This is a genomic window from Aciduliprofundum boonei T469 (assembly GCF_000025665.1).
Lineage (GTDB): Archaea > Thermoplasmatota > Thermoplasmata > Thermoplasmatales > Aciduliprofundaceae > Aciduliprofundum > Aciduliprofundum boonei.
The window spans coordinates 1,422,096-1,446,789 of record NC_013926.1 but is presented as its reverse complement, the minus strand read 5'-3'; the positions used below and the strand labels follow the sequence as shown (position 1 = coordinate 1,446,789).

Here is a 24,694-nt window from a genome sequence, read left to right as displayed (position 1 = left end):
AATGGACTGGGAGCCAAAAACAAGGCTTGGGAAACTCGTTTATGAGGGAAAGATTACCAACATGTCCCAAGCATTGAGAAGCAATTTACCTCTGAGGGAGCCAGAGATAGTTGATGTTCTGCTTCCAAATCTTAAGGAAGAGGTAATTGATGTTAGAATGGTTCAGCGTATGACAGATAGCGGTAGAAGAACAAAATTCTCAGTTATGGTTGCTGTAGGTAATGGAGATGGATTTGTTGGTATAGGAAAGGCAAAAGCTAAGGAAGTTGGAGCTGCCATAAGAAAGGCAATTGAAGTTGCGAAGCTAAATATTATTGAAATAAAGCGTGGTTGTGGCTCTTGGGAATGCGGATGCGGTATGCCCCACTCTTTACCCTTCAAAGTTACTGGCAAATGTGGCTCTGTTAGGGTTACTTTAAAGCCTGCACCAAAGGGTGTTGGACTGGCAGTGGGGGATGTGGCAAAAACGATACTACAGCTTGCAGGAGTTAAAGATGTTTGGGGCTTTACGCAGGGACATACGAAGACCACCGTGAATTATGCTGTTGCAACTTATGATGCCTTAAAGCAAACCACAATAGTTAGGGTTAATCCCCGTTTAATTATGCCAATTTACAAAGGAGGTGTAGAGAATGTTAGCAGTGATCAGAGTTAGAGGTAGGACTGGAGTTAGAAAGGAGATAAGCGACACACTAAAAATGTTGAATTTAACTAGAATTAACCACTGTGTTCTTATACCGGAAACCCCTTCATATAAAGGTATGCTTCAAAAAGTCAAAGATTATGTAACCTGGGGTGAGATAAATAAGGATACTTTGGAGAGATTGATAAGAACTCGTGGCAGGTTATATGGTGACGAGCCTATAACCGACAAATATGTGAAAGAGAAGATGGGATTTGAAAACATCTCAGCATTGGCAGATGCAATAGTTGAAGGAAAAGTGCTTTATAAGGACATCCCTAATGTAAAGCCAGTTTTTAGATTGCACCCTCCATTAAAAGGCTGGGAGAAAACTAAGAGACATTTCACCGAAGGTGGTGCCCTTGGATATAGAGGGGAAAAGATAAACGAGCTTATTTTGAGAATGCTTGGACCGGGGGTGGAATAAATGGCAAGGAAAAAATCAAGAAAAATGCGTGGTTCAAATACCTATGGACATGGAATAAAGGGAAGAAGAGGTGCAGGGAGGAAAGGAGGGCGCGGCTACGCAGGTCTTGGAAAGCATCACTGGAGTTTTGCTTTAAAGCATCCAGAATATCTTTGGGGAGCTCATGGATTTACATCGCATCATCCCAAGGAGGAGATCAACACGATAAATATAGGAGTACTTAATGAGAACATAGACGCTCTGGTGGAGAATGGATTTGCAAAACTTGATGGAGATATATACGAGGTGGATCTGAGCAAAATGGGAATAAATAAGCTTCTTGGTAAAGGTAAAGTAACCAAGAAGATGAGAGTTAAAGTTAAATATGCATCTTCTAATGCCGTTGAAAAAATAGAAGATGTGGGTGGTGAAGTGGTCTATGTCTGAGGAAGAGATACCCCGCAAAAAGGGACTGGCTCTACCAGTACTGATCTCATGGATAGTATTCACATACCTTTATTTCTCTATAGTGAACTGGAAACTTCTTGGTTTGCAAGAGATGTGGAAAATAATGACTGTGCAATGGGTTGATTTTCTTGTATATGTATTATGGTCAGTCCCTCTATTTTATTTGGGGTATCTTATTGTTTCATATAATGGAGATAAGAGCAAGCTTTATGGGTTGAAGCCCGTTTTAGATTATCTTCCGATAATTCGAAAGCCTAAGGGACATGTGCAATTTAAACATAAGCTTATGTGGACATTCCTTACGCTACTCATTTATTTCTCCCTCACCAACATTTACATTTACGGATTGGATAGGGCTAAAACAATAGATCTTTTTGCATCTTTCCGTGCTATAATGGCCGGTGCTTCTGGCTCCTTAGTGCACTTGGGTATAGGTCCAATAGTTACTGCAAGTATTATTATGCAGTTGTTTGTGGGTGCTAAACTCTTCAATATAGATTTGACAAAGGATGATGATAAGGCAATATATCAAAGCACGCAGAAGTTATTGGTCATAATTATGATTTTCGTAGAAGCGATCCCGCAAGTTTTTGGTTATTTGCAACCCTCAAATACCTTTGTAAAAGGCCTTGATGCATTTGCACCTGGCCATGGCATGTTCTTAGCACAGCTCATAATCGTCTTACAATTATTCTTCGGTTCATATCTAGTTTTCCTTATGGACGAGGTAGTATCAAAATGGGGTATCGGCTCTGGTATATCCTTATTCATAGCCGCTGGAGTTTCAGAGGCTATTTTTACAGGAGTAGTGTCTTGGATTCCTCCTCATCCCAATATGCCTTTGAGCATTCACAATCCTCCTAGCGGTACAATACCTAAAACAATTTATATATTAACGCACAGCAGTGCTGCACAGCTCTATAGTGGTAGAATAGAATCAATTTTGTTTGCTCCACCAAATCCAATAATTGCCCTTATAGGGACTACTATAATATTCCTGTTCGTTGCTTATGTGCAAAGTATAAAAATAGAATTACCTTTGGCTCACGAGCGCGCTCGTGGTGCTCGTGGTAGGTATCCCATAAAGTTGATGTATTCATCCAACATCCCTGTCATACTTACTTCAGCTCTATTGGCAAATGTTGCCATGTGGTCTATTCTCTTCTGGAGCAATCCCACATTGAGCCAGATACCGATACTGGGACACAATCCTTGGTTGGGGGCTTATCCTACGCCTCAGCAAGCGGCAGAGTGGGGAATTAAAACCACAACGCCCATCGGCGGCATTGCGTATTATCTTAATAGGGTTAGAGGTTTGAGCTACTGGCTCTTGCCGCTGATAAATCCCCAGGCGTACCATTATGTGTTTACATATCAAACATACTGGATGCTGGTTGGCAATGTGGTAATATTTGTAAGCTTTATGATAGGGATGAGTATTATCTTTGCCAAGTTCTGGATCGAGACTGCAAATATGAACGCAAAGGCAATTGCAAAGCAGATACAATCAAGCGGGATGCAGATTCCAGGATTCAGACGCAGTCCTGCGGTACTTGAAAAAATATTAAACAAATATATACCTGCAGTTACCATATTCAGTGGAGCTGCTGTGGGTGCTCTCGCTGCCTTTGCTGACCTTATAGGCACTGTGGGAAATACATCTGGTACTGGTGTGCTGTTAACTGTGGGAATTCTCATCCAGTTATACGAAGCGATGGGTAAAGAGCAGTTGATGGAGATGCATCCTGTAATAAGGCAGTTCTTTGAGTGATAAAAATGAGAGTTGTGGCTGCAGGAGTGCCTGGAGTCGGAAAAACGAGTATATTGAATGAAGTGGCGAAGAGATCAAGATATCCTATTGTAAACTATGGTACTCTAATGTTTGAAATGGCTCAAGCAGAGGGATTGGTAAATGATAGAGATGAGATGAGAAAATTGCCAGTATCTACTCAAAGAGATCTTCAAAGAAGAGCTGCTGAGGAAATTGCCAAGATGAATGATGTGATTGTTGATACACATTTAACCATAAAAACTCCTGCAGGATACTTTCCTGGATTGCCAAAATGGGTTCTGGATGCGATGAAGCCGGAGATGATCGTTGTAATAGAAGCCAGTGCAGCTGAAATATTTGAAAGAAGAAAAAGAGATGCAACGAGGAAGAGGGATTTTGAGGGCATAGAGGATATAGAGGAGCATTTAAAGGTAAATAGATATACTGCCTTTGCATGTTCTATCTATACAGGAGCAACGGTGTTGATATTGAAGAATAATGAAGGAGAGCTGGAAAAAGCGGTCGATAGATTTATGGGGGCTTTAAAATGACAGAAGAGGTGCCCTCAGCAGTTCCTAGACAATCAAGTATGAGCAGTTTGTATATGATGATAACTCTCCTTATGTTTATGGTATTGTTTATCCCAAGTCTCAGGGAAGCATTGGGCATGGCGGCAGGAGTTATTTTAGAGCCTCTCTTTGCTTTTAATTATAATTATCCGCTTTATACCTTTCTTGCCACAGGGCTCTTAGTGACTCTAATTAATACTTGGGCAAGACACCATTATACTGATTGGATAAGTATGGCTAGAATGCAAGCGAAGATGAAAGCTTTTAACAAGGTATACAGAGAGGCAGTGAGAAAGCAAGATGTGAATCAAATAGAAAAACTCAAAAAGATCCAGACAAAGAATATGGCAGAGAATATGCAGATACAGAGCAACAGTATGAAAGCCACCATGTTTACTATGTTCATTGTTATATCCATCTTTACATGGCTTTGGATATTTCTCCAAACAAAGGCACATTATACCCTTGTAGCCATACCTTGGAGCAATGTAATTGAGCTTAATAGAGTTCAGTACTTGTTTCCAAATTGGCTCCTGATATATTCTGCCTTTACTATGCCACTCAGCTGGGTGGTTACATATATATTTAAGTATATGGAGTTCCGAAAAAAGGTTAAAGAACTCCCAGCTGAGATTGAGGCGGTAGAATGAGGATAACAATTAGTGGCCCACCGGGAAGCGGAAAAACTACAGTGGCTAAGATTCTATCTAAAAAATTGGGATATAAGTTAATATCCGGAGGAGATATATTTAGAGATATGGCTAAGGAGCATAATATGGACCTGGTAGAGTTTAGCAAATATGCTGAAAATAACTGGGATGTTGATAGGGAAATTGATAGAAGATTGATCGAGTTTGCAAAGGAAAACGATAATATAATTTTAGATTCTAGATTAAGTGGATGGCTTGCATATTTAAATAGAATTCCGGCATTCAAAGTGTATGTTAATGCATCCCTACCTGTGCGTATTGAAAGGATATGGAGAAGAGAAGGTGGTTCTTTCGAAAAGGTAAAAGAGGAGACGGTTTACCGTGAGGAGAGTGAAAAATTAAGATATAAAAAAATCTATAATATAGATTTTGATGATTTGAGCATTTATGATTTAATAGTGGATAGTGATAATTTAACTCCTGAAGAGATAACTAAAATTATAATGGAGGAGAGTGGTGTTGAAGCGCAGCGTTGAAGATCTACTAAATTTCGGCGTGGTCATAATAGACAAGCCAAAAGGTCCCACAAGTCATCAGGTAAGCGCGTGGGTTCGTGACATATTGCATATAAACAAGACAGGTCATGCTGGAACTCTTGATCCAAAGGTAACAGGAGTGCTACCAGTGGGTTTAGGAAGAGCTACTAAGCTCATTAATCTTCTTCATCTTGTTCCAAAGGAATATGTGGGAGTTATGCGCTTTCATAAAGATTTTGATGAAAATAAGGTAAGGGAGATAATGAAGGAATTTGAAGGAGAAATTTATCAGGTTCCTCCTTTGAGATCTGCAGTTGCTAGGAGATTAAGAAAGAGAAAAGTTTACTCTATTGAGATTTTAGATTTATTAGATAGGGATGTTCTCTTTCGGGCTAAAGTTGAATCTGGCACATATATAAGAACTCTCTGCAACGACATAGGGGAGGCAATGTGTATAGGTGCTCATATGGAAGATTTACGCAGAACCGCCACTGGACATTTTAGGGAGGAGGATGCACATACTTTGCAAGATTTGCTAGATGCTTACATATTTTGGAAAGAGAATGGAGAGGAAAAATATATACGGGACATAATTAGACCTGCTGAGGATATAGTTTCATTTCTTCCCAAGATAATAGTGAAGGATTCTGCGGTGAATGCTTTAGCTCATGGTGCTCCTCTATATAAGCCAGGAGTAACTGAGATGGATAATGTGGAGAAAGGGAACTATGTTGCTCTTTATACTTCGGATGGCGAGCTCATATCAGTTTCCATTGTAGTTTTGGAAGATAATATCATTGCTAAACCTTTTAGAGTTGTGATGGAACCAAAGAAATTCTGAAATTTAATGGGCCCGTAGGCTAGTCAGGATAGACTGTGGGTCTTCGGAATCCACGACCCGGGTTCGAATCCCGGCGGGCCCACTGGAAGGGACACCTGCGGTTTCCCTTTCCAAACCCTTCCCTTCGGAACATTCTCTTTTTCGGTGACAGGAGGTAAAGGAACTTGCTGGTAGTTCCTAAAAAGCGGCTTTACCTGGAAAGAATAAATGTGCTTTATCCGCAAAGAAGTAAAAATGTTTCATCTACACGAATTTAAAAGAATGGGTGAAGCTTGAGAGGAATCAAATTAAGTATATAGCTAGGACTATTGCAACTACGAATATAATGGCCGGGCTCACCCTTTTTATTACCTTGTATACATCAGCTTTGAAATGCTGTGCGGAAAGAACTAAGCATAGGTGAACGGGAGAGGATAAGTGTCCTGCATATCCAGAAGCGTAAGCTAATGCGATGGCAGTGAAACTTGGAGGAGAACCAATGTAAGGAAGCAGAAGCGGAAATGTGGCAGCCACATAAGCTACTGTAACCCCAGTCATAAGTCCAGCAAGGTATGGAAGTAAGATTATAACAACGAACGGGGGAATGCCATACATATTGAAAAATTGATATGTATATTGCATTGAATTTGTTTGTAGTACAGCTATCTTCATAAATAGGGCTGCGAATGTCACTCCAAGAAATGTGGGTTTTAAAGCAAATCTCAATCCGTATACTGCATCTTTGTATCTCTTATTATGCACGAGCATCAACAAAAGGACTATATCAACAGAGAGAAGCGAATAAAATAAGTCCACTCTGTGAAGTACAATTCTGCCATTTTGTATCCATGGCACTCCCAGCAGAGTTAAAAGCATAACTGCTAAAATGGGCCAAGAGGAGTATAGGAGTTTTCCAAACTCTCTTGATTTTCCGTTTTTAATTCTGTCTTTTTTAATATTCTTCTTTCGCATAATGGGGTAATATATGAAAATATAGCCTCCCAGTATTGCCAGTATTGTAAGGAAGAACATATGAATAACGAAATCTGGAATGGTAACTTCAAATATGGCAGAGGCCACGATCACACCCGTATATAATGGCCACCAATATTCCCATAGATGCCTGAACCAGTAATTTAAAGAAGTAGCTTCTAATGGGCTCAGTTTCATTTCATTAGCGAGAGAATCAACTAGACGGGCAGATACATACGCACCGCCCGGCATTGGTAGCAGGCCTATAAAGGCGGAAATGGAGACCATAGAAGCGCCTAAAGAAGCGGCTAGGGATTTGACTGAATCAACCATCATATTTAGATATCCAATTTTTTCCATAAGAGCTACGATGAGCAGGGATAGAAAGACTATTACAATAATTCTCCAGAAATTATGCCAGTTAGCAAGGTCTATAAGAACCTTATACCAATCAGCACCCAAAACAGATAGGAGGAATAAGGCACCAACCATTATGGCTATGGCTATATGAATCTTGAATCTAGGAAGTACTATTATTATGATTATCGAAATGAGAATCATCAGGAATCCAAGATTGGCATTCATTGGAGGGTTATCGTTTTTGAATATTTATAACTTGCACAGCCATACAAAACTTTAAAACAAAAAAATAAAAGAAGTATGCCAGAAGGGATGGGATGCGCTTCCCGTATTTAATATGCCAATTACACATATAAACTTTCTCAGAAAAATTTATATACTGGCTTGTAATAAGGATAGTTGTAAACTAAAAGTTGATAACTGGAGGTGGTAAAAATGGTGATAAGGAGAAAAAAGGATAATGATGATTGGAGGGATCCATTCTTTGATGATTTCTTTGACTTTGACATAGAAAAGGAGATAAGAAGGATGGAGGAGTGGATGAACAGGATGATTAGAGAATTTGGCAGAGGAGAGGTCAAAGGTCCGTATGTCTATGGATTCAGCATGCGCATAGGCCCAGATGGAAAACCACAGATTCAAGAATTTGGCAATGTACCACGCAGATTTGGCATAAGGGAAGAGAGTATGGAAGGGTACAGAGAGCCCCTTGTTGATGTGATGGAAAACGATAAAACGATAAGCATCACCGCTGAGATGCCAGGGGTTACAAAGGATGATATAGAATTGGATTTGGACGAGGATAACAATGTCCTAACGATTAAGGTTGATACTCCAGAGAGAAAGTACTACAAGGAAGTAGAACTTCCGGCAAAGGTCAAACCAGATAGTGCTAAAGCAACATACAAAAATGGAATCCTCGATGTGGTGTTCGAGAGGGTAGAACCAAAGAAGAAGAAAGGAAGGAAGATAAAGGTCAAGTGAAAATGAGCTCCATAGACGAGCTTTTAAATGCAATCGAAAATCAAACTAGAAGGGAGATACTGAAAAGGCTGGTTGAAGGGCGCCACTATGCCCTTCAACTGGCTAAAGATTTAAGGGTATCGCAGCAGGCGATAGTAAAACATTTAGATGTTCTCGAAAAATCAAAAATAATCAAAAAAGCAGGTATGGAAAAGAGTGATATGGGTGCGCCTCGCAAGCTTTATGAAGTAAGCAAGAGCTTTTCGATAATAATTGATGTGGCTCCAGGAATTTTTGAAATTAGGGAATACGATTTAGATGATGAGGGAGATTTTAAATTAGAGGATGAAGATTTTGGAGAGATATTGGATAGAATTGAAAAGGAGATTAAAGAGATTGAAAAGAGAAGGATAGAGCTTCTCAAAATGAAAGAGCAAATAATAAAAAAATTACTCAGGTAATTCGAATTCCTCTTTTTCCTCCTCTATTTTAAATGTTTTTATTTTTCTCTCCTCTTTGAACTCTGAGATAACCAATGAATCTAAAAACCTCTCTGAAAATCTTTGTCTTGGTTCCCCCTCAGTGCTTAACCCAGCAATTATATCTGCGATGTAAATAATCCAATTTAGTTTTGTGGCGTTTCTTCCTATAGCTTTCCAGACATCTAGAGAGCCGATAAATGAGACTGCGCGAATTCTAAATATGTACTTTCCAGGAGTTTTACCATTAATGGCATCAAAAATTGCAGAGTATACGAACCATATTATGCCCTGCCAAATAAAAAGGACAGATTCGATACTCCAATTAAATACCCAAGCAAGTTCATAGGCAATTGCAAAAGTTATGACGAAATCAATAAAACTGGCGGAAATCCTTTTAGCCCATAATGTTCTAAGCGCTTTATCGTATTCCATAATGTCAAAGCCAGTTTGCATACACAGGCATATGTTTGTAACAGCATAAATATTTTTCTCGTTGCAAAGTTTTTATACTATTCCTCAATATTATGCTTATGCTCTTAGATGATATAGAAAAATGGTTGAAGGAGGGTACAGAGGATGCCCAGGACCTTGTGGATTTGCCTTGGAATGTGGAAAGAGAAGGAAATGCACTTGTGGCCCAGCATCCTAAGATTCCATTCATACTGAATGTTATGGAAGATGAAAATTTCATAAGGTTAAGGGTATACACGGGAATAGAAACTGCAATTGAAGAGCTGAAAGAAAGGTTGAGGATAATAAGGGCTCTTATGATTCTAAATGGCGGGGTTGATTATCTAAAATTTGCCTTGGAAGGCATAAATGAAGAGGTTGTGCTTCAGGTAGATCTTGGAAAGAAGTATTTCAACAAGGGTATGTTTGAAGATTCAATAGCATCTATACTTACAGGGATGTACATGATGGTGAAGGCACTTGATATGGAGGAAGAATTTCGAGATGAGCTATTTGCCCGTCTTGTAGGCATGGTTAAAGAGCGGTTGAATGAAGGGGCAAGCAGAGATGATTTGATAAAATTCCTCACTAAAAGAGTTGGATTGAATAAGAAGGATGCTGAGCAAGTAGTTGATGAGATTATGAAGAGCATGAACAAGGATGTTAAGGGTTATATGTGAGGTGATTTGATGGACGATTTTGACAGGCATGTTGATGATATATACAATATCCTTGGGGGGAAAGTGGATAGAGAGACGATAGCAAAGGAGCTTCGCAATTGGATTGTAAATTTCAAAGTGCCAATTATAGAGGCAAAGAGAAGTATAGTATCAAAATTGGGAGGGGATCCTTCCAAGCTCACAAATAATGAGAAAAAGGTTGTGGATTTAGGCCCGAATGATGCAAGAGTTGATATAAAATTAAAGGTTATAACAATAAACTCAAAGGAGTATGAGCTTGATGGAATAAATAGGAAAATGTACTATGGAATTGTGGGTGATGAGACGGGTACTATACCCTTTACCGCTTGGAAATTAGATGTGGAATTGCGCAAGGGAGATTGCGTAGAGGTTAAAAACGCGTATACTAGAGAATGGCAAGGAAAAGTTCAACTTGTTTTTGGTAATAACACAAAGCTCTCTCTTTTGCCTCCTAATTCGGTTAATGTGAAAACAACAATCAATCCTGCAAAAATAGTTGAATTGCATCCCAAGATGGGTTTTGTAGAAGTTGTGGGTAAGATACTTGAAGCAAATCCCAAGGAAGTAATGGTTGATGGAGTACCAAGAAAAGTTTATGAAGGCATAATAGGCGATGATACAGGCGAAATTCCATTTAGTGCTTGGGATATAGAAGTGCATAAGGGGGATGTGCTCCGTATCTCTGGTGCCTATGTGAGAACATTTAGGGGTATGCCTCAGCTTGTGTTTGATCCGAGAGCGAGCATAGAAAAAAGGGAAGAGAATATAGATGTTAGAGAGATTCCAGTTACATTGGAGAGCTTGGAAGGAAAAGGGGGATTCAATGTTCTTGTTGAAGGAGTTATAATTGATGTAAAGAAAGGAAGCGGATTGATTTACAGATGTCCAGAATGTGGAAGGGTTCTAACTTCCACGATTTGCCCAGTGCATGGTAAGGTGACTCCCAAGCCAGATTTGAGGATAAAAGCAGTCCTTGATGATGGCACTGGCGGAATGATTTGCATATTCAATAGAGAGCAAACTGAGAAGATTCTCGGTATAGATGTGAATAAGGCAATATCCATCGTGCAAGAGAATTTTGGAAATATGATGGTTATAAGGGAGATGATTGAAGAAAAATTAATAGCAGTCCCTATGAGATTGAGGGGAAATGTAATATCAAAAGAGAAATACGGTCTGACTATGTTAGTTAGAGATTTTGACTTCATAAATCTTGAGGATATAGCCAAGAACGCTGAAAATCTACTTGAGGAGTTGGGGTGGTGATTATGAGAGAGCCAGCTTGGAGGGTTTTTGCGGCGGAGTATAATTCCTCAAAGTACTACATAAAAGCAACGGAGCCGAAGACTCCAAGTTATGTTATAACTCCCTTAGGAGCAAAGATAAGTCGTTTGTTCATAGTGGGGGTTTTAACAGAAGTAAGGTTGATAACCGATGAAATCGTTAAAGCAAGAATTGCAGACCAAACGGGTGCTTTTTATCTCCTGGCAGGGAAGTTCAATCCAGATGCACGACAATTGCTTGAGACGGTCAAAGTTCCACAATTTGTTGCAGTTGTAGGTAAGGTGAATGTTTACAATCCAAGGGAGGACTTGATGTATGTATCCGTTGTACCTGAGAGAGTAAAGGTTGTAAATGAGATTTTGAGAGATTACTGGGTATTTGATACTGCAAGGAGATTGAAGATAAGAATTGATGCTATGAACGAGGCACTTAAGATGGATGAGCCAACGGTAGATAAGCTAGTTTCCTTAGGATTCTCTAAGAAACTCTCTGAGGGAGTAATACTAGCCTTGCAAAAGTACCAACGTATAAATGTGGAAAGGTATATGGATATGCTTAAAGATGCTTTGAAGCACTTACTTCCGGAGTATAGGGCAATGGGTTATGAGCTTCCCACAGTGGAAGAGGAAGAAGTTACAGAAGAGAGCGCTGAGCAGGAGGATTTAGTACTCCAACTTATAGATGAATTGGACAGGGATGGAAAGGGAGTATCCTATGAGGAACTATTGGAGAAATCCGGACTGGATGAGGAGAAATTAGATGAGATTCTTCTCTCCCTTCAAGAGAAGGGAGAAATATACGAGCCCTATCTTGGCAAATTTAAAAAAATATAATATTTTTATTTAATTATGAAACAATATTGAAGGTCGTTATAGTTATTTGAAAATCACTATTTTAGAAAATGAGGTAGTAGGCAAATAGTAAGGAAGCTGTTCCCACTATGTCTGCCAAAGTGGTTATAACTGGTACAACTACATTATCTGGATCCAATTTTGCTTTTAAGCTTCCTATGGTGAGATAGTAGGCTATGAGAATGAGAATGAATATTGAAAGGAATGCACCAATCCATACCATGGCTACAGCTCTAATATCCCGAGAGATGAATATTACAAATAATGATATTATCAAATATAGAAGTAAGGATAGGAGAGTTAGAGAGAGAACCTCTCTATAAAAATATCTCCCCCTAGGTAAAATTTTTGGCTCTACAAACCCCAAATAAATGAAGGAAGTTAACCTTGATGAGAAAATACTTCCAATGTTTCCAAGAGTCTCATTAACCACAGGTATTACCAGAAGGATTATAGCAATTTTATTTCCTTCCCACATACTTCCTGTAATAAGCTCTAAAAATGCAATGATAAGAAGAATTGGCATGCTCTGTGTATAGATTTTCTTTCCAATGCTATTCTTTAAAGATTTACGGTGTATATTTACAACGTAGAGCAACGCTATAAAAATTATAATCGGCAAGGCGAAAGGTATTTTTGAAGTGTAAAGTAGAAGCAATGCTACAGTCACAATAAAGAAAACGCTTACCATATCTCCAATACTTGAGATAAGAGGTACGCCTACATTATCCGGATTCCATCCTTTTTGGAATGTTTTTACTCCAATGTAAGCAGTTAATGGAGTCATAATGGTGGCAGTGAATAAATGGGTAATAAGTATGATTCCTGGTAGGAGGAGAAGATAAAAAAAGTTGCCTGTGGATATTGAGATGTATGTTCCGACCACGCTTCCAACAATTAAAGCTGATGAATATGCAAGGGATTTTGTTGCACCAATTTCAATTTTTACCCTTTTATCTTTCAAGCTTTTAACTTCTCCCAAATGCAGAGCTGAGCCTAATCTTGAAATAAAGGCTCCATAAACATCCCCACGCATATCCAGCAGGGCAGGAATCATCATGAGAAGACCAGGAACCGCAATAAATACATTAATGGATTGATTCATAATATATCCAGCAATGCTATCTGCAACTAACGCGAGAAGAAGTGCGGGAAGAGACTCCTTTATGAGCTTTATATCTAGGTGGCGGTTCATCGCCACCACCTCCCATGCACATAGATGGGGGATGAATGTTTATGTATAAAATAGTAACTATTTTGATTTTACATCAAAATAAACATGAACATTAGTGTAAAAACTTCCATTCAGATATAGATTGAAGGTTGCGAGATTTTTGCCAGGATGTGAGGCATTGCACTCAAAAATAAAATGCCTAAATTCTCCTTTGCCCAGAGTGAAATTTTCCCATTTTACAGTTTTATTGTTCATCTTAAATTGCAAGCTTAAATGTGCGTTCTCATAATTCCAATTTTTAACATATATATCAAAGCTCAAGTTCTCACCCACGGTAGCATTATGAGGCCAATTTTCTATAGCTATATCTATCTCCCTGTAACTTTGTGCAGTTAAGTCTGCATATAGCCATATGGAGAGTAAGATGAGTGAGAGAGAAATTACAATGGCAGCGATTTTGTGAGGTTTTTCAAGGTTTAATTTTCCAATATCTTCAGAGGATGATAGCAGGAATGCAATAGCTATATATGCCCCAAGAAATATCAACATTGTCTCATAATTTAGAATGGAAAAAGCAGCTAGAAGTAGGGCTATAGAGCCACTTATACCTAAACTTAATGGGGGCGCTATTAGAAGCAATTCTTCTCTATTTATTTTTTTGTATATTCTCAGTGTGAAAAATCCTGGAGAGAAAAATAAGAGGAATGCAACAGCAATGAACTTCGCAATGGTGTTTGGAACGAAATAAATCAAGAAGAATGCAAGAGTAAGAATGCCTACCAAATATTTATCCTTCATACAGTTTTCCCTCTTTCATAAAGAATCTTTTTGCATCCAAGTTTTCCATTCTGGGGTCATGAGTTGCAATTATTATGCTCATATTCATCTCTTTATTTATTTTTCTTAATAAATTCACAATATTTTCTGTATTCTCATCATCAAGATTTGAGGTGGGCTCGTCCGCAACTAATATTTCAGGTTCATTTGCAATAGCTCTTGCTATGGCTACTCTCTGCATCTCTCCACCACTCAACTCAGTTGGAAATGAATGCTTTACATTCTCTATATTAAGATATTGTAAAAGCTCATTCACTCTTTTTTTCCATTTCTTTCCCGCAAGTTTTAATGGCAACGCAATGTTTTCAATCACGCTCAAATCCTCTATTAAGTTCATGCTTTGAAAGATTAGTCCTATCTTGTGTAATCTAAACTTTGCCCTTTCGTTCTCGCTCATCTTGGTTATATCTTTAGAATCGATTATAACTCTTCCCTTATCTGGAAGGTCTATTCCTGAAATTATATTTAAAAAAGTGGTTTTTCCTATACCTGATTGCCCTCTTATCATGACTATATCTCCCCGCTCTACATTTAAACTGGCTCCTCGTAAAACTGGCTTTTTTCCATAATGTTTGTGAATATCCAAAGCTTGAAGATGCACGAGCAGTAAATTTAATAAATGTATATAGTTTTTACTGGATTAAATGATTGCACCTTTGAGGTATGTAATATCTTTAAAAAGACGATCTAAAATTACAATAATGGCTATTGCTGTGGTCATTATGTTTATCACATCCACATCTATAATCACCTATAGTTTTGAAATTAGTAACAAGGAGTTGGTAGAGAAATTCGAATCTCGTTATTATATGATTTACTCAAATGAGAACATTCTAAGGAGTTCTGTACCCATATCAGACAATATAAATGGTGCGTATGTATATGTAATTCCATCTAAAATTGATAATGAAAGTACCTATTTAGTCGGCATATATGACCCCCATAAAGTACTATCCTCATTCTTTCAATGCAACTACGGAGATATAATTTTGGGCGATGATTTTAAAAATTATAAAATAGGTAATGAGATTAATGTGGTTTTGAATTCATCCACAATCAGTTTGCATATTGCAAATATACACTCTCTAATTCTATTCCCTGCTTACTGGGGGATTATAAATTACACTCTTGCTCAAAAATATAGGAAGAATCCAAATTTTGTAATTATTAATAAAAACGAAAAAATTGATGGATTCCACACAAGCTCTATGATCGGTCTAAGCGATTTTTATTTCAAGAGCAGCGAAGAAATAACTACCGATTTGCTACTATTGGCTCTGATTTCAATTGTTGCAGTATATTTCTTTATTAATTCCCTCTTAACCATAGAGATAAGGGAAAGTGTAAAAAAAATATCGATTATAAGGGCGTTGGGTTCAACAACTAAAAATATAGATGCGATTTACATACTTCGCTCTCTTTACATTGGCGTATCCGGTATGCTTTTAGGAATTTCTGCAGGAATAGTTATAGCTTATCTTGTAGCAGCAGTTTTTCCTTTTACAGGAATATTAACATACTTTGTTATATACATACCACTCAAAGTTTTTGCATTTCCCTTAATAATAATACTGGTTGGCTCGGTATTTGGAATAATACAACCATTACTCACTGCAAATAAGGTTAACATTGTTAAAGGAATGAGGGGGATGATGAAATGATACTCAAGAAATCTATCATTGTTCCTATAATAATCCTTTTAATTCTATTCACATCCACATTTGTATCACTTAATTCTATATTTGCCATGCCTCAGGAAATAATGGGCAAAAACGATATTTATGTTTTGACTTCATCTACTGATAAAAATCCCCTTAGAAGCAATTTAAATATAGATTTAGCGTATGCCTTGGAAAATACTTCTTACATAAACGCGGTTAGTCCTGAAATTTTTGTATTTACAACTATTCACAAGGAGCCTGTTACCCTACGAGGGGTTATATTTTCAAAATTTTTAAAAATTGAAAATGGAAGGTTGGTAAAGGGTAGTATGCCGAAAAATGATAACGATGCCATAGTGGGAGAAAGCTTGTTTTATTATATGCATTTGCATCTTGGGGAGAATCTCACAGTTAGAGGAGCATTTCAAGCTTCTTTAGCTATACTCCATATAGTTGGAGTGTTTAAAACCAATGATTCTACAGATGATGAAATCTTAATTGATTTATCTACTGCCCAAACGCTCGCTGGATTGAAAAAAGGTACAATTTCTATGATAAGGTTTAAGAGTAATGATGTAGAAAGGGCTCACGAATTGATGAACCCAAATTATCCTAAATTTAAGGTTACTCTAAATACCACTGGCCAGGTTTATTTTGATAATAAATTTAATGTTAGTGTTAAAATAGAAAATATTGGAGCCAATCCGGGCAATTGCATATTTCATTTAAGTTTTCAGAATATTACTATAAAAAGAAATCTCTATGTAACTAAGAATGTGAGTTTTAACATAACTCTCAAAGCAAATTATGTTGGCAACTCTGAGATAAAGGCATATGTCGAGAATGGTGTTTTAAATTATACCTATTCATATAAAATTTTAGTTGCTAATAGGCCTGTTATATTTCAAGGAAAAACTCTTACATATGTAGATACGCCTACATTATTCTCCTTTTACTCCATAAATAATTCTCCTATAAATGATGCTACTTTGAGAGTATCCAGTAAAGGTTATTATAAAGTTTATAATTTCAATTCTTCAATAACCCTTAAGTTTCCTAAAAGAGGGTTATATACAATATATTTTTATAAATATGGATATGAAAATAAAACGATAGCTGTTAAAGTTTTCAAAAAAGCGAATTTGATAAATCCCTCTGATATTTATCCCGAACCTGTGAAGGGTGTTATTTTCCTCAAAAAAAATGAAGATATAAAATTGAAATTTGAGAATAACGCTTCTCTTTATTATTCTATAGATAATGGGTTGATAAGAAGTTCAAATTCAACGATCTCTCTGCTTGGAAATTTGGGTGAAATGCATAGCATAGATATTTATGTGGTCGAAAATTGGACCATGGGAAATGCAACATATATTGTATACATATGCAAAAATTATTCTGTTAACATATCCTCCTATATAAGCAATGAATCTGGAGTATATTACAACGGAAATTTCACAATAAATGTATGGAGTGAAATTCCTCTTAAGAACATAACATTTTATATTAATGGACATAGGCATGATGTATATTTAGACCAGAATTTAGAAAAGGGAATACTTAATTATACATATAATATAACTGTAAATGTAAAATACAAAAATTTTGAAGTTGAAATTTACGCGAAGAACATTATGAATTTTTCAGCCCATAAAATAATAAAACCTAAGGTATTGTATTCCTCTGACGTAATAAAACCAGAAATTATAATTGGAAATAGAGCTTCTAGATTCAAGGATGAATTATCGAGGGATGAGAACTCATCCACAATCAAAATATGGAGTGGGCAGAGTTTTACGATAATCGCTTCTGATAATTTAGAAATGAAGAATCTCACTGTGTACATTTTTCAAAAGTATTTTAATGCTTCTTCTGATAATCCTGATGTGAAGAGCTTAAGTGTAACTATTCCAACTATGTTTAGAAATGGTACAGACATTTATTTTATGCCTCCTGGCATTTATCAGGGAGAGATTATAGCTATTGATTCATCTGGAAATGTAAATGAGACAGCTTTCTATGTGGATATAAATAATACAAATGAAAAAATGCCACCAATCATTTTAGGACCAAGGATTTTAATTTTTGGTTCTCCAACCAAATCATTCACATTTAGAATTTATGATAATGTTGGCTTGAGATATGTGGTCTTTTATGAGAATGATAGTATCATAAAGAATGTGTCTTGCTATGGTGATAATAATGTGACATTATCTCTTAACTATTCTGAAATCAATGATGGTCTTTATAACTTAACCGTTGTTGCTATGGATGTGAATAACAACTCTATGGAACTGAAAGGAAAGATATTAAAGAACTATACGGATAAAGAGCCTCCAACGATTCTTCCAGTACCCTCCTCGATTTTCAGTGGTGAATCTATAATAGTCCAGGCAGAGGATAATGTTTATATGAAAAAATTATCAGTTTACGCTTTTGGAAAATGGTTTAATGGTACGAGTAAGGTTGTTATACCTACAGAGTATATTGATGGAAAAAACAATACCGTGGAATATGTTCCTCCAGGGAGTTATATCTTAAAAATAGGTGCTCAAGATATTTTTGATAATGGTATATCTAAAATTGTACATATTGAGATTAATAATGCCCATGAGAATATACCTCCGGTAATATTTTTACCAAATGCAACAAAATGTAATGCCTCAGATATTTTGACTTTTAAAGCATATGATAATGTAAAAGTTGCCACTATGTGGATTGAGGTTGATAATCTTCCTGTAATTATTGTAAATGGAAATAATATAACTTGCAGGGCCGATACATTGGGGTATGGAATCATAAATGCAAAAATATTTGCAATGGATGTTAATGGAAATACTGCATCAGTACAATATAATTTATTGGTCAAGGATAATATTCCTCCAAGAATACTGAATAAAACTCTTAAAATTTGGGGAGGAAATACGACCAGCGTATTTTTATCTGACAATGTTGGAGTTTATAACGCCACCCTTGAAATTTTTGGAAAGAAATTTGAGAATATAGGCGATAGAATTAAAATTCCGACGATGTTTAGAAATGGTAATAATATAAGTTTTGTGCCACAGGGAACTTATGAGGGATTTGTGAGAGTAGAAGACCTTTCAGGCAATGTTAATAGTTCAGAAATCATATTGATCATAAATAATACAGGTGAAAAAAATCCACCAATTATAGTCGGAAATACCTATAATGTTTTAAGCAGGAATAATACTGTTATATTCAAGGCGTATGATAATGTGAAAACAGAAAAAATCTGGTGCGAAGAGAATGGCAAGATGATATATGGTGAGAGTGGAGGTATTCTAAATCTTTCAATATATTACTTCTCTCCTGGCCTTCATAATGTTACTATTTACGCCGAAGATATTAATGGAAACATAGCAAATATGAGCGCCGAAATAGAAGTTGTTGGGATTGCAGAGTATGAGATTAATGCAAGTCTTTATAAATCAAATATAACGGAGAATCAGAGAGGAATATTAAATATAATAATAAAGAATAGAGTGAATGAAGGGAACTGCACAGTAAGGATTTACATAGATGGAAATTTATATACCACAATAAACACATATCTTAACTCCTATGAAACAAAGAGTTTTACAATACAGTTACCATATATGAAAGAGGGCTCACATACAATAAAGGTAAACAATATAACTATGACTCTCAAAGTTACAAAGATACCAGTTGAGAAATTACCGATGGATTTACTTTTGAAGTACGATAAAAATTTAAAAGTAACCGGTGGAAAAGAGGTTATATATAAAGGATTTCAACTTTCGGAGGGAAATTTTCTCTTGATAATATATGCTCTCCTTACTATAGCGATAATACTAGTTTCCCTTGGCTTATATTCCTCTTTGCTTAAAGGTATCAAAAATGATACTATTGCCATCCTGAGAATGATAGGCGCTAGTAATAGACAGATTCTGGAGATAGCATCAAAAGAGATTTTAATATACTTGACACCTGCCATACTTGGAGGTATATTCTTTGGATTTATTTCGGTTTTGGCAATACAGCATTTCAATTTGATGAGGGCTTTTGGACACACACTAATAGTCATAGTTAATATGGATATGGTAATAGATAGTATTTTGGTTGGTATTGGATTTCTATTATTCTCAACATTTTTAATCTTTAGAAATATATTCCATTCTAAAATTATTTATCTGATGGGAAGTGAACGCTCAGAAAAAATTTCAACATTGGAGGAGGTTTTGAAATGAAAGGGAAATGGGTGGCTTTGATTACACTTTATGCATTGTCCGTTGTAATAAGGATATATCCGGCCTTTATAACATCTATCCCATACAATGTTGATGCTTTAACAGATTCCAGGGCTTCACAGTTTATAGCAGATCATGGCAATTTAAAATTTCCATTTGGAGTAACATACAATAATCATCATACGCCTGTAACACCATTATTTAATGCTTTATCTGCTGCAATTTCTCAGCTCACAGGAATTAATGTTATGCATTTTCTACCGTTTTTGTTTCCCTTTATAACATCAATATCTGTAATTGGATGGTATATGGTTGCTAAAAAATTCACCAAAAGAGAAGATATTGCAATTGCAACAGCCTCATTTTTTGCTATTAGTGGTACCTATGTTCTCCAAACAGCTCTTGTATGGAAGGAAGCTGTTGGATTTGTGCTTATGCCATTTGCCATATACGCTTATCGAAAGAAAAATGCAATTAGCATATTCCTATTGTTCATTCTTCCTCTAACTCATCATTATGTGGCACTTCTTACATATATGATTATAACCCTAACGGAGTTATTGAACTTATATGAAAAGTACAAAGAACACTTGGAAATGAGCAAAGAGGATTATTTATGGCTTTCTGCCATATCTATTTTATGGGCCTATATGACACTTTATTATTCATTTAGACATTTTGATAGACTGAATCAGTTATCTCCATCCTCATCACTCTGGTTATTTTTATCCTTATTTTTCTTGTTTTTACTCGCCGGGATAAAAGTTATGAATATTACTTATAAGAAAATAAAAATATGGTATATCGCCGTTATATTTTCTATACCTTTCGCATTTTATATCTTTTATTTTTCCTTTCCAATATTCTCACATACAATGCTATTCAATCAAACAACTTTTGAATATACCATAGGATATGTAGTGCTTATCTCTCTAATCGCCGTAGGATTGTATATTTTGAGTACTACGAGTTATAAGGAAAGAAAGGCATTTTTAGCGATTCTTCTTGTCCCTCTTCAGATGATCTTGTTTTTCATCCTCCATGGCTTTGATCCGGGGACATATAATACAGTGAGTAGAACCTATGATTTTCTAGATCCTGCAACACATACATCCTTGGCTGTTGGAACATTTAAATTCAAAAAATATACTGTTGTTTTTTCCATAGTGTTTATTGTTCTCGCATCTACCACACCTATAGCGTATCATACCTCGGAAGCCTTTGGTGTTTCATATTTTATTTATCCTGACGAGCTTCATGGAGCAAAATGGATAAAAGAGCACTTTTCAAATAGGAGCATAGCAACAGATGATAAATTGGGACTTGTAGCAAAAAACGAATTTGATATAAATGCATCCAGAAATTTGCCATATCTATTGAAAAATGATTTAACTCCCAGCAGTAATATCTGGCTAATTGGATCTTATTGGAGCAAAGGTGCTCAAATGTGTCCTATGGCTCCAATTAAAGTAAATGTTACAAGGATTCTGGAGCAGAACTCTGTTGTTTTTTCTTCCGGTCGTACTTTTGTAGTTCTGAATAGTACTTCATAAAAATTTCAGGGTAGCGAAGGAGCATAAATATGATGAGAATGACGAGTAATGGGTAGTAGTATATGGTTACTCTGATACCTTCAACATTAACTGAGAAAACTCCTCTGTTGAGGAGATAATAAGTCCAGAAGATTATCATTCCTAAGGCAATTCCCCCAAAAATCATTTTGTACTTTGGATTCTCGTAGTATTCTTCTAAAAATCTAAAAGAGATATATATGAGTCCAGTTATTATTATTGGAATGCCATACTCTCTCAAACTAACGCCTAAGTATGAGAAATACTCATTAAAATACTTCACAAAGAGTATTGGAAGGAGAATGATAAGAAAGAACCTTCCAGTTGCATTTAAAATTGGTTTGAGCTTCATAAGTTTATCACCTCTTTGTAAGATATTCCTGTGTTTTCATCGTAGAAGATTATCTCTATTTTATCGACTGGCTGTGTAACTGTGATTTTCTCATATTTTTCAACATGCTCTCCAGGAGCCACATACATGTATGTGTATTCCTTCTTAACCTCTGTGTTGTGATAGTAATATATTTTGTCAATATCCAAGGATAGTGAGTAATTGGCAGCGTTTGTAAAAGAATAGTAAATTGTGCGATTTTCTAAGATCTTATAGGTTAAATTCTCTAATGGTGCGCCCCAATGATAACTATATCTGAATGGAACTTTAAAACCAAATATTGTTATGTTTCCAATCATTTGGAGCGGAATGGAGTGAGTGAGCATATATCGAGAATCCTCTGAGTTAACCTCCATTTTGATGTTACCTTTGTAATCCTCTCCCAAAGGTATATTACTTGTAAAGCTACCGTAAGTTTTTCCGTTATTCTCTATTTTTCCGTCTATCTTAGCATTCCCTGTTAGATAGCTTGCTGTTTTTATGTGATAAGGTATATCAAATGAAAGATTGTTGGAACTCATTTTAACATTGTTTGGAGGATAAATTGATGCACTTTCTATAGGCGGGGTCCACTGGAATGTGTGATTTAAATTTATAGATATATTAACAAGATTTAGCATGTACCCTAAAGATATCGTTATATTTGCATCTAAAATATCCTTGTTATAGAAATGATATAAGTTTGGATACTCTTTTTTGTATAACTCTTGAAAGTTAATGGCTATGGGTACATCGAATGTATCAATGCTATTTGTAGATATATTTCCAATTAAATCTTCTCCAGTTATGAGCTCTGTTGTCTTGTTTCTTATCTCATAGTGGACAGATATATCACTTATATTGTAGAATCCATAATTTTTAATGGTCACAGGAACATTTATTATCAATTTTGAACCTTCAAATTCAAAAAATGGCTTGCCAACATTAACGACTTGAACATCCTCAACTAGAAATGAGTATAGGGCTAGAATTATGAGAATAATAACTGCAATTTTAGCTATCGTCAAAAGGGCAGAATAAATCTTAGCTGCAGTTTTCAGTTTGTGTGCCATAATAGAGAAAAGAAGGGATGTTTTAATAATTTTGCGGAGTGAGACGCTCGATAGATAATGTGCCTGCGGTCTGTCGCAAACTTAGGAGGTGATCCATCCGCAGGTTCCCCTACGGATACCTTGTTACGACTTAACCCTCCTCGCTGACCCCAGGTTCGACCCTGCCCATAGAACAGGGCCTCACCTAGAGCCAACTCGGATGGTTTGACGGGCGGTGTGTGCAAAGAGCAGGGGCGCATTCACCGCGGGATGTTGACCCGCGATTACTACGGAATCCAGCTTCACGAGGGCGAGTTACAGCCCTCGATCTGAACTACGGACGGGTTTCAGGATTAGCTCCCCCTTTCGGGGTCGCAACCCATTGTCCCGCCCTTTGTAGCGCGCGTGTAGCCCGGGGGATTCGGGGCGTACTGACCTACCGTTGACCCCACCTTCCTCCAGCTTAGCGCTGGCGGTCTCCCCAGTGTGCTCTGCCCCCGGAGGGACAGGTGGCAACTGGGGACGGGGGTCTCGCTCGTTATCACACTTAAGTGAACGCCCTACGGTACGAGCTGACGATGGCCATGCACCACCTCTCCGGCTCTTATTCGGGCAAGGTCGTCAGCCTGGCCCACATGTGCCGGTCGCCCCCGGTGAGTTTTCCGGCGTTGAATCCAATTAAACCGCACGCTCCTCCCGTTGCAGTGCTCTCCCGCCAATTCCTTTAAGTTTCAGCCTTGCGGCCGTACTCCCCAAGCGGCCCGCTTAACACCTTCGCTCCGGCACTGCCGGCCCCCGAGAGACCGACAACACCAAGCGGGCAGCGTTTACAGCCAGGACTACCCGGGTATCTAATCCGGTTTGCTCCCCTGGCCTTCGTCCCTCACCGTCGGAGCCGTTCAAGCCGGACGCTTTCGCCACAGGTGGTCCCCCCGGGATTACAGGATTTTACCCCTACCCCGGGAGTACCTCCGGCCTCTCCCGGTCCCAAGACCCGCAGTCTCCCCGGAATTCCTGATGTTGAGCACCAGGATTTACCCAGGGATTTGCGGGTCCGGCTACGGACGCTTTAGGCTCAATAATAGTGGCCACCACTCGAGCTGCGGGTATTACCGCGGCGGCTGGCACCCGTCTTGCCCAGCCCTTATTCCCGGAGCTTTTTAGACTCCGGAAAAGCCCTCCCAAAAGGAAGGGCACTCGGGCTCCCCTCGTCGCGCTTTCGCGCATTGCGAAGGTTTCGCGCCTGCTGCGCCCCGTAGGGCCTGGACTCGTGTCTCAGAGTCCATCTCCGGGCTACCCCTCTCAGGGCCCGTACCCGTCGCAGGCTTGGTGGTCCTTTACACCACCAACTACCTGATAGGCCGCAGACCCATCCTCGGGCGCCGGAGCTTTCAGGGAAAGGACCTTCCAGTACCTTTCCCCTATGGGGTATTAGCCTCAGTTTCCCGAGGTTATCCCCCACCCGAGGGTAGGTTGTCCACGTGTTACTGAGCCGTCCGCCGGTGCCCCCGAAGGAGCCCCTAAACTCGCATGGCTTAGTCGGAGCCCGATAGCAGTGGCCTCCGGCAGGATCAACCGGAGTTGATCCGCCTAACACTTGGAGAGTATCGGCGACAGACCGCAGTCTGCACACCTATCGAGCGTCGGATTTGAGAGCTCCATCCCATAGGGGAAGTTTTTCTCAAATCCCCACAATTATGTACAGCCATGGAACCCAGAGGCTCATTTTATCGCATCTGGCGCCTTTTGGCTGTACTGCAAAGCCCTTAATGAGCAACCAATATATATCCCTTTCGCTCTACTTCATGAGCATTGGATAATTGCCCCTATGA

At 37.9% G+C, this 24,694-nt stretch carries 23 protein-coding genes, 1 tRNA gene and 1 rRNA gene; 17 read left to right on the top strand and 8 right to left on the bottom strand.

Annotation, left to right across the window (positions count from 1 at the left end; genetic code table 11):
* Window position 1 precedes the first annotated feature (1 nt).
* From ABOO_RS07595 to ABOO_RS07555, 9 genes are all read left to right on the top strand, one after another.
* Entirely contained in the window at window positions 2–655 is a 654-nt protein-coding gene (locus ABOO_RS07595; RefSeq protein WP_008082879.1) for a 30S ribosomal protein S5, read from the top strand.
* Window positions 633–1,109 (top strand): 50S ribosomal protein L30, encoded by a 477-nt coding sequence (locus ABOO_RS07590; RefSeq protein ID WP_012997446.1) that lies wholly within the window; start codon window positions 633–635, stop codon window positions 1,107–1,109. Before ABOO_RS07595 ends, ABOO_RS07590 begins: the two co-directional genes overlap by 23 nt.
* The gene (locus tag ABOO_RS07585) at window positions 1,110–1,535 is read left to right on the top strand and encodes an uL15m family ribosomal protein (RefSeq protein WP_012997445.1); all 426 of its coding nucleotides are present in this window, start codon (window positions 1,110–1,112) and stop codon (window positions 1,533–1,535) included.
* Complete coding sequence (gene secY / locus ABOO_RS07580; RefSeq protein ID WP_008084059.1) at window positions 1,528–3,327, top strand: preprotein translocase subunit SecY; 1,800 nt, start codon at window positions 1,528–1,530, stop codon at window positions 3,325–3,327. Before ABOO_RS07585 ends, secY begins: the two co-directional genes overlap by 8 nt.
* A gap of 5 nt (window positions 3,328–3,332) precedes the next feature.
* Window positions 3,333–3,878: an adenylate kinase gene (locus tag ABOO_RS07575; protein WP_012997444.1), complete on the top strand. Its 546-nt coding sequence runs from the start codon at window positions 3,333–3,335 to the stop codon at window positions 3,876–3,878.
* Window positions 3,875–4,546 (top strand): DUF106 domain-containing protein, encoded by a 672-nt coding sequence (locus ABOO_RS07570; RefSeq protein WP_012997443.1) that lies wholly within the window; start codon window positions 3,875–3,877, stop codon window positions 4,544–4,546. Before ABOO_RS07575 ends, ABOO_RS07570 begins: the two co-directional genes overlap by 4 nt.
* Window positions 4,543–5,082, top strand: coding sequence for a (d)CMP kinase (cmk, locus tag ABOO_RS07565; protein WP_008084042.1), 540 nt, complete (start codon window positions 4,543–4,545; stop codon window positions 5,080–5,082). The genes ABOO_RS07570 and cmk overlap by 4 nt, the downstream gene beginning before the upstream one ends.
* Window positions 5,063–5,923 (top strand): RNA-guided pseudouridylation complex pseudouridine synthase subunit Cbf5, encoded by an 861-nt coding sequence (locus ABOO_RS07560; protein WP_012997442.1) that lies wholly within the window; start codon window positions 5,063–5,065, stop codon window positions 5,921–5,923. The genes cmk and ABOO_RS07560 overlap by 20 nt, the downstream gene beginning before the upstream one ends.
* 8 nt (window positions 5,924–5,931) lie before the next feature.
* Window positions 5,932–6,005, top strand: a tRNA-Arg gene (locus ABOO_RS07555).
* Window positions 6,006–6,205: 200 nt separating this feature from the next.
* On the opposite strand, the gene ABOO_RS07550 is transcribed toward ABOO_RS07555, so the two are convergent.
* A complete protein-coding gene (locus ABOO_RS07550; protein WP_008084158.1) occupies window positions 6,206–7,459 on the bottom strand; it encodes a DUF401 family protein in 1,254 nt (417 codons plus the stop codon).
* A 210-nt stretch (window positions 7,460–7,669) separates the two neighbouring features.
* Here ABOO_RS07550 and hsp20 point away from each other — a divergent pair, with 210 nt between their 5' ends.
* Together hsp20 and ABOO_RS07540 are read left to right on the top strand one after the other, a co-directional pair.
* Window positions 7,670–8,218 carry an archaeal heat shock protein Hsp20 gene (gene hsp20 / locus ABOO_RS07545; protein WP_008083992.1) on the top strand — a complete coding sequence of 183 codons (549 nt, stop codon included), beginning with the start codon at window positions 7,670–7,672 and terminating at the stop codon, window positions 8,216–8,218.
* A gap of 2 nt (window positions 8,219–8,220) precedes the next feature.
* Entirely contained in the window at window positions 8,221–8,658 is a 438-nt protein-coding gene (locus ABOO_RS07540) for an ArsR/SmtB family transcription factor (protein WP_012997441.1), read from the top strand.
* Here ABOO_RS07540 and ABOO_RS07535 read toward each other — a convergent pair.
* On the bottom strand, window positions 8,647–9,111 hold the full coding sequence (locus tag ABOO_RS07535) for an RDD family protein (RefSeq protein WP_008084046.1): 465 nt from the start codon (window positions 9,109–9,111) through the stop codon (window positions 8,647–8,649). The genes ABOO_RS07540 and ABOO_RS07535 overlap by 12 nt on opposite strands.
* 98 nt (window positions 9,112–9,209) lie before the next feature.
* Here ABOO_RS07535 and ABOO_RS07530 point away from each other — a divergent pair, with 98 nt between their 5' ends.
* From ABOO_RS07530 to ABOO_RS07520, 3 genes are read left to right on the top strand one after another with little or no spacing between them, the layout of a single operon-like run.
* Window positions 9,210–9,809 (top strand): DNA-binding protein, encoded by a 600-nt coding sequence (locus ABOO_RS07530; protein WP_012997439.1) that lies wholly within the window; start codon window positions 9,210–9,212, stop codon window positions 9,807–9,809.
* A gap of 9 nt (window positions 9,810–9,818) precedes the next feature.
* Window positions 9,819–11,096: a Single-stranded DNA binding protein gene (locus tag ABOO_RS07525; protein WP_008084159.1), complete on the top strand. Its 1,278-nt coding sequence runs from the start codon at window positions 9,819–9,821 to the stop codon at window positions 11,094–11,096.
* 2 nt (window positions 11,097–11,098) lie between these two features.
* Complete coding sequence (locus ABOO_RS07520) at window positions 11,099–11,947, top strand: RPA family protein (RefSeq protein ID WP_008084077.1); 849 nt, start codon at window positions 11,099–11,101, stop codon at window positions 11,945–11,947.
* Between the two features lie 61 nt (window positions 11,948–12,008).
* Here ABOO_RS07520 and ABOO_RS07515 read toward each other — a convergent pair whose 3' ends face one another.
* Genes ABOO_RS07515 through ABOO_RS07505 form a run of 3 tightly spaced genes read right to left on the bottom strand, consistent with a single transcriptional unit; the run spans window position 12,009 to window position 14,577 of the window.
* Window positions 12,009–13,160 carry a magnesium transporter gene (locus ABOO_RS07515; RefSeq protein WP_008083990.1) on the bottom strand — a complete coding sequence of 384 codons (1,152 nt, stop codon included), beginning with the start codon at window positions 13,158–13,160 and terminating at the stop codon, window positions 12,009–12,011.
* Between the two features lie 57 nt (window positions 13,161–13,217).
* Window positions 13,218–13,937, bottom strand: coding sequence for a hypothetical protein (locus ABOO_RS07510; protein ID WP_008084073.1), 720 nt, complete (start codon window positions 13,935–13,937; stop codon window positions 13,218–13,220).
* On the bottom strand, window positions 13,927–14,577 hold the full coding sequence (locus ABOO_RS07505) for an ABC transporter ATP-binding protein (RefSeq protein WP_012997438.1): 651 nt from the start codon (window positions 14,575–14,577) through the stop codon (window positions 13,927–13,929). Before ABOO_RS07505 ends, ABOO_RS07510 begins: the two co-directional genes overlap by 11 nt.
* Window positions 14,578–14,620: 43 nt before the next feature.
* On the opposite strand from ABOO_RS07505, the gene ABOO_RS07500 reads away from it, so the two are divergent.
* Genes ABOO_RS07500 through ABOO_RS07490 form a run of 3 tightly spaced genes read left to right on the top strand, consistent with a single transcriptional unit; the run spans window position 14,621 to window position 21,422 of the window.
* Window positions 14,621–15,637 carry an ABC transporter permease gene (locus ABOO_RS07500; RefSeq protein ID WP_008084071.1) on the top strand — a complete coding sequence of 339 codons (1,017 nt, stop codon included), beginning with the start codon at window positions 14,621–14,623 and terminating at the stop codon, window positions 15,635–15,637.
* On the top strand, window positions 15,634–19,869 hold the full coding sequence (locus ABOO_RS07495; RefSeq protein WP_008084106.1) for an FtsX-like permease family protein: 4,236 nt from the start codon (window positions 15,634–15,636) through the stop codon (window positions 19,867–19,869). The genes ABOO_RS07500 and ABOO_RS07495 overlap by 4 nt, the downstream gene beginning before the upstream one ends.
* Window positions 19,866–21,422, top strand: coding sequence for a hypothetical protein (locus ABOO_RS07490; protein WP_008084063.1), 1,557 nt, complete (start codon window positions 19,866–19,868; stop codon window positions 21,420–21,422). The genes ABOO_RS07495 and ABOO_RS07490 overlap by 4 nt, the downstream gene beginning before the upstream one ends.
* Here the strand turns inward: ABOO_RS07490 and ABOO_RS07485 are convergent.
* The 3 genes from ABOO_RS07485 to ABOO_RS07475 form a co-directional block, all read right to left on the bottom strand.
* Window positions 21,346–21,792, bottom strand: a complete 447-nt coding sequence (locus ABOO_RS07485) for a hypothetical protein (RefSeq protein ID WP_012997437.1) — start codon at window positions 21,790–21,792, stop codon at window positions 21,346–21,348. The two genes, ABOO_RS07490 and ABOO_RS07485, sit on opposite strands and share 77 nt — an antisense overlap.
* The gene (locus ABOO_RS07480; protein WP_008084134.1) at window positions 21,789–22,883 is read right to left on the bottom strand and encodes a hypothetical protein; all 1,095 of its coding nucleotides are present in this window, start codon (window positions 22,881–22,883) and stop codon (window positions 21,789–21,791) included. The genes ABOO_RS07485 and ABOO_RS07480 overlap by 4 nt, the downstream gene beginning before the upstream one ends.
* Before the next feature lie 83 nt (window positions 22,884–22,966).
* A 16S ribosomal RNA gene (locus ABOO_RS07475) occupies window positions 22,967–24,444 on the bottom strand.
* Window positions 24,445–24,694 lie beyond the last annotated feature (250 nt).

Bases quoted from the DNA above. Each gene is read 5' to 3' on its own strand.
- ABOO_RS07495 (WP_008084106.1), top strand. From the start codon at position 15,634: ATGATACTCAAGAAATCTATCATTGTTCCTATAATAATCCTTTTAATT.
- ABOO_RS07530 (WP_012997439.1), top strand. From the start codon at position 9,210: ATGCTCTTAGATGATATAGAAAAATGGTTGAAGGAGGGTACAGAGGAT.
- ABOO_RS07480 (WP_008084134.1), bottom strand. From the start codon at position 22,883: ATGGCACACAAACTGAAAACTGCAGCTAAGATTTATTCTGCCCTTTTG.
- ABOO_RS07590 (WP_012997446.1), top strand. From the start codon at position 633: ATGTTAGCAGTGATCAGAGTTAGAGGTAGGACTGGAGTTAGAAAGGAG.
- ABOO_RS07540 (WP_012997441.1), top strand. From the start codon at position 8,221: ATGAGCTCCATAGACGAGCTTTTAAATGCAATCGAAAATCAAACTAGA.
- hsp20 (WP_008083992.1), top strand. From the start codon at position 7,670: ATGGTGATAAGGAGAAAAAAGGATAATGATGATTGGAGGGATCCATTC.
- ABOO_RS07510 (WP_008084073.1), bottom strand. From the start codon at position 13,937: ATGAAGGATAAATATTTGGTAGGCATTCTTACTCTTGCATTCTTCTTG.
- cmk (WP_008084042.1), top strand. From the start codon at position 4,543: ATGAGGATAACAATTAGTGGCCCACCGGGAAGCGGAAAAACTACAGTG.
- secY (WP_008084059.1), top strand. From the start codon at position 1,528: ATGTCTGAGGAAGAGATACCCCGCAAAAAGGGACTGGCTCTACCAGTA.
- ABOO_RS07515 (WP_008083990.1), bottom strand. From the start codon at position 13,160: ATGAACCGCCACCTAGATATAAAGCTCATAAAGGAGTCTCTTCCCGCA.
- ABOO_RS07485 (WP_012997437.1), bottom strand. From the start codon at position 21,792: ATGAAGCTCAAACCAATTTTAAATGCAACTGGAAGGTTCTTTCTTATC.
- ABOO_RS07585 (WP_012997445.1), top strand. From the start codon at position 1,110: ATGGCAAGGAAAAAATCAAGAAAAATGCGTGGTTCAAATACCTATGGA.
- ABOO_RS07595 (WP_008082879.1), top strand. From the start codon at position 2: ATGGACTGGGAGCCAAAAACAAGGCTTGGGAAACTCGTTTATGAGGGA.
- ABOO_RS07525 (WP_008084159.1), top strand. From the start codon at position 9,819: ATGGACGATTTTGACAGGCATGTTGATGATATATACAATATCCTTGGG.
- ABOO_RS07570 (WP_012997443.1), top strand. From the start codon at position 3,875: ATGACAGAAGAGGTGCCCTCAGCAGTTCCTAGACAATCAAGTATGAGC.
- ABOO_RS07490 (WP_008084063.1), top strand. From the start codon at position 19,866: ATGAAAGGGAAATGGGTGGCTTTGATTACACTTTATGCATTGTCCGTT.
- ABOO_RS07500 (WP_008084071.1), top strand. From the start codon at position 14,621: ATGATTGCACCTTTGAGGTATGTAATATCTTTAAAAAGACGATCTAAA.
- ABOO_RS07575 (WP_012997444.1), top strand. From the start codon at position 3,333: ATGAGAGTTGTGGCTGCAGGAGTGCCTGGAGTCGGAAAAACGAGTATA.
- ABOO_RS07520 (WP_008084077.1), top strand. From the start codon at position 11,099: ATGAGAGAGCCAGCTTGGAGGGTTTTTGCGGCGGAGTATAATTCCTCA.
- ABOO_RS07535 (WP_008084046.1), bottom strand. From the start codon at position 9,111: ATGGAATACGATAAAGCGCTTAGAACATTATGGGCTAAAAGGATTTCC.
- ABOO_RS07550 (WP_008084158.1), bottom strand. From the start codon at position 7,459: ATGAATGCCAATCTTGGATTCCTGATGATTCTCATTTCGATAATCATA.